Source organism: Klebsiella sp. K5-204, assembly GCF_030128585.1.
GTDB classification, from domain to species: domain Bacteria; phylum Pseudomonadota; class Gammaproteobacteria; order Enterobacterales; family Enterobacteriaceae; genus Klebsiella; species Klebsiella quasipneumoniae.
Genome location: NZ_JAKUZS010000032.1, coordinates 1 through 1,996 on the forward strand (window position 1 = coordinate 1; position 1,996 = coordinate 1,996).

The window sequence follows — 1,996 nt, forward strand, 5'->3', positions numbered from 1 at the left end:
TACCCGAAACAGTTCCTCCGGCTGTTCGGGCAGAACTCCATGCTGCAGGAAACCATCACCCGACTCTCGGGCCTTGAAATCCATGAACCGATGGTCATCTGTAACGAAGAGCACCGCTTCCTGGTGGCCGAACAGCTGCGCCAGCTCAACAAGCTGTCCAACAACATTATTCTCGAGCCGGTCGGGCGCAACACCGCCCCGGCCATTGCTCTGGCGGCCCTTCAGGCCACCCGCCACGGTGACGACCCGCTGATGCTGGTTCTCGCCGCCGACCATATCATCAATAACCAGCCGGTCTTCCACGACGCCATCCGCGTCGCCGAGCAGTATGCCGATGAAGGCCACCTGGTCACCTTCGGTATCGTGCCGAACGCCCCGGAAACCGGCTACGGCTACATCCAGCGCGGCGTGGCCCTCACCGACAGCGCCCACACCCCGTACCAGGTGGCCCGCTTCGTGGAGAAGCCGGACCGCGAGCGCGCTGAGGCCTACCTCGCCTCCGGGGAGTACTACTGGAACAGCGGCATGTTTATGTTTCGCGCCAAAAAATACCTCTCCGAGCTGGCCAAATTCCGCCCGGATATCCTCGAAGCCTGCCAGGCCGCGGTGAACGCCGCTGACAACGGCAGCGACTTCATCAGCATTCCGCATGACATTTTCTGCGAGTGCCCGGACGAGTCCGTGGACTACGCGGTGATGGAGAAAACCGCCGACGCGGTGGTGGTCGGTCTCGATGCCGACTGGAGCGACGTCGGCTCCTGGTCCGCCCTGTGGGAGGTCAGCCCGAAAGATGAGCAGGGCAACGTCCTCAGCGGCGACGCGTGGGTGCATAACAGCGAAAACTGCTACATCAACAGCGACGAGAAGCTGGTGGCGGCCATCGGCGTGGAGAATCTGGTGATTGTCAGCACCAAGGACGCCGTGCTGGTGATGAACCGCGAGCGTTCCCAGGACGTGAAGAAGGCGGTCGAGTTCCTCAAGCAGAACCAGCGCAGCGAATACAAGCGCCACCGCGAGATTTACCGTCCCTGGGGCCGCTGCGACGTGGTGGTCCAGACCCCGCGCTTCAACGTCAACCGTATCACCGTGAAACCGGGCGGCGCCTTCTCGATGCAGATGCACCACCACCGCGCCGAGCACTGGGTCATTCTCGCCGGCACCGGCCAGGTGACGGTCAACGGCAAGCAGTTCCTGCTGACCGAGAACCAGTCCACCTTTATTCCGATTGGCGCCGAGCACAGCCTGGAAAACCCGGGCCGCATTCCGCTGGAAGTGCTGGAGATCCAGTCGGGGTCGTACCTCGGCGAGGACGACATTATTCGTATTAAAGACCAGTATGGTCGTTGCTAATTTTTTTCGGGACAAAACGCAGAATGACACAGTTAACATGCTTTAAGGCTTATGACATCCGTGGTGAACTGGGCGAGGAGCTGAACGAGGACATCGCCTACCGTATCGGCCGCGCCTACGGCGAATTTCTGAAACCCGGGAAGATAGTGGTGGGGGGCGATGTGCGCCTCACCAGCGAGTCGCTGAAGCTGGCGCTGGCCCGCGGGCTGATGGACGCCGGCACCGACGTGCTGGATATCGGCCTGAGCGGCACCGAGGAGATTTACTTCGCCACCTTCCACCTCGGGGTGGACGGCGGTATCGAGGTGACGGCGAGCCACAACCCGATGAACTACAACGGCATGAAGCTGGTGCGCGAGAACGCGAAGCCCATCAGCGGCGACACCGGTCTGCGGGATATCCAGCGCCTGGCGGAGGAAAACCAGTTCCCGCCGGTGGACCCGGCGCGTCGCGGGACCCTGCGCCAGATTTCGGTGCTGAAGGAGTACGTTGACCACCTGATGGGCTACGTGGACCTGGCGAACTTCACCCGTCCGCTGAAGCTGGTGGTGAACTCCGGCAACGGGGCGGCGGGGCACGTGATTGATGAGGTGGAGAAACGCTTTGCGGCGGCCGGGGCGCCGGTGACCTTTATCAAGGTGCATCA

Annotated in this window: 1 protein-coding gene and 1 pseudogene; both read left to right on the forward strand. The window is 62.1% G+C overall.

Annotated features, from left to right (window positions below):
• Positions 1 to 1,350: mannose-1-phosphate guanylyltransferase/mannose-6-phosphate isomerase (locus MKR05_RS26815; protein ID WP_284118973.1), on the forward strand; the 1,350-nt coding region annotated here is incomplete at its 5' end.
• A 23-nt stretch (positions 1,351 to 1,373) separates the two neighbouring features.
• Positions 1,374 to 1,996: pseudogene (gene rfbK / locus MKR05_RS26820) on the forward strand (O9 family phosphomannomutase RfbK); the annotation flags it as partial.